Raw genomic sequence first — 2,398 nt, 5'->3', positions numbered from 1 at the left:
GGGCAGCGTCGAGGACCGCGCCATCCGGGCCAACTCCGCGCGCTGCTCACTACTGACCGGCAACGCCGGTGCTGTCTTGATCGGCATGATCAATCATACCGCGCTAATTCACAGACAGACCACTAGCAGGTCGGACGACGTGATCTGACGGGTCGTCAGTCCTGCCGGTTGTAGGCGGCCATCAGGGGGCCGCCGGCGCTCACCGCGGCCAGGGCGTCCACCGAGCCGTGCCCGTAGAAGGTGTTGAACGAGGTGTCCCCCGCGCAGGCCGCCTGGTAGGTCGCGAAGGCCACCAGCGGCCCCGGGCAGGCCATCCCGCGGGCCGTGCCTTCGAGCACGGAACGCGCCTGGGCCGGCGCGAGCCCGAACGCCGCGCCCTGCCCCTTGCCGTAGGCGCTGACGATCAGCGCGGCGACGCCGGCCGCGTGCGGCGCGGCCATCGAGGTGCCCTGCAGGTAGTGGTAGTACCCGCAGACGCTGCCCTTGCAGGCAGCCTGCACGCCGCTTGACTCCCCCACCTTGGTGAGCTGGCCGCTGGCGTCGATCGCGCCCTGCTTCATCGCGAGCGAGCGCGGCAGCGCGGACAGGATGCCGTTCTCGTTCTGGCCGCCCTGGGCGGTGCCGGCGTAGTCGTCGAACCAGCCACCGGGGGCCGCGACCGAGAGCGACGGGCCGAAGTTGGAGAAGCCGGCCTTGTTGCCCGACGGGCCGTAGGCCCCGACGCGGATCGCGTGCACGTCGCCGGCCGGCATCGACTTGCAGGTGCCGTCCACCAGACGCGGGTGCGCGGTGTTCTGCGGGTAGTTCGGGCTGGAGGCGTCGACATGCGGCGCGGTCGGGTCCTGGTTGGCGTTACCGAGGGCAACCACCTGGGTCACACCCCTGGCGTCGGCGTACGCCATGGCCCGCTCCATGCCCTCCAGGATCAGCTTCTGCTCGGCCTGCTGCTCCGGGGTGTCCGCGGGGTTCGCCACACACAAAGCCGCCCACGGGTCGGTGTAGAAGGACATGTTGAGCACGTCGATGCCGATGTCGGCGGAGTAGGTGATCGCGTTGACCACCGACTGCAAAAAGAACAGCCCCGAGTCCTGCGCGCCGCGGACGTTCACGATCTGAACGCCCGGCGCGACACCGGACAACCCGAAGCCGTCGAGCGCCGCGGCGATGGTGCCGGCCACGTGGGTGCCGTGGCCGTTGTCGTCCGCGTCGGCCGGGTCCTTGCAGTCGGCCGCCTCGCAGGGGCCGTCCAGCTCGGTGCCCAGCGGGTCGATCGGGATGTCGGTGGTGAAGTTGCGCGAGAGCGAGGCGTTGAAGTTCGGAGCGATGTCGGGGTGGGTGCCGTCGACCCCGGTGTCCAGGATGCCGACCATCACCCGACGGTCACCGAGTTCGGTCTTGTGCGCCTCGGCCGCGTTGATCGCCGTCAGGCCCCACAGATTCACGTCGAGCGGATCGCCGGCCGGGCCGACCGGGCGGGGTGACGGCTTCTTGGCCCGGACCACAGCCTCGGGATGCACCGTGGGGAGCACCGGCACCAGCTCCGGAACCCGGCCGATCGCCCGCACCGGGGCGACCAGTTCCACCGCACCGTTGCGCGCCAAGCGGGCCGCGAAGCCCTCCGAGCCGGCCTCCGCGGTCACCAGACCGATCACGGCGTTGGAGTCGCGCACGGTGCCGCCGGCGGCCTCGACGGCCTCGATGAGGTCCGCGACCGGGGCGCCCGGAACGCCGAGCACGGAGTACTGCCGCCCGGTTTCCGAGGGCGCCGAGGCGTCCGCCGTGCGCGGGAGCGTGCCGACCGCGGCGGCGCACAGTGCTACGGACAAGGTCAGGGCACCGGCAAAGCGGGCAATCGGGCGCATTAACGAATCCTGAGGACGCCTTGCCGGTCCGTCAAGTCGACCGGCCGTACGCGCCTGCTTCACACCGCCTTGGCGAGCTTGTCCAGGTAGCGCGCCGACACCTTCTCCATCGCGGCATGGAAGGCCGGCAGCTCCTTGGTGCGCACCAGCTTCGTGCTCGGCGGCGGGAAGCTGTAGCTGAACCGCAGCGTGTGCGGGGCGCCGCCGTGACCGGGCAGGAACAGGTACTCGGTGATCGCGTCGGCCTGCTGCCCGTCCGGCCACAGCACGCGGTGCACCGTGGTGAAGCGCACGGCGCCGTCGTCGAGCCGGTCGACCGGGCCGAGGCGTTCGGTGACATTGACGTCGGTCAGCACCGCCGCCTTGATCCGCATGCCGACCTGATAGCTCAGTTCGCCCTGCATCTCGTGCTCCAGGACGGCACCGGGCCAGTTCAACCTCGACTTCAGCGACCGGGTGAACTCGACCATCGCGTCCAGGTCACCCTCGAAGGTCTGGCTGACGACCACGGTGTCCATCCCGGCTACCTGGTAGCC

2 protein-coding genes are annotated in these 2,398 nt (G+C 70.6%); both read right to left on the bottom strand.

What is annotated here, in order from left to right; translation table 11 throughout:
• Positions 1-155: 155 nt before the first annotated feature.
• A complete protein-coding gene (locus tag H0X00_RS23455) occupies positions 156-1,862 on the bottom strand; it encodes a S8 family serine peptidase (protein WP_293775248.1) in 1,707 nt (568 codons plus the stop codon).
• A 59-nt stretch (positions 1,863-1,921) separates the two neighbouring features.
• The coding region (locus H0X00_RS23450) for a hypothetical protein (RefSeq protein ID WP_293775247.1) at positions 1,922-2,398 on the bottom strand (477 nt) is incomplete at its 5' end.

It is taken from the genome of Sporichthya sp. (assembly GCF_013815995.1).
Lineage (GTDB): Bacteria > Actinomycetota > Actinomycetes > Sporichthyales > Sporichthyaceae > Sporichthya.
Note: the sequence above shows the minus strand (reverse complement) of the source record. Positions and strands in the feature narration are given on the sequence as shown.

Coding starts and splice junctions, on each gene's coding strand:
- H0X00_RS23455 (WP_293775248.1), bottom strand. CDS start 1,862: ATGCGCCCGATTGCCCGCTTTGCCGGTGCCCTGACCTTGTCCGTAGCA.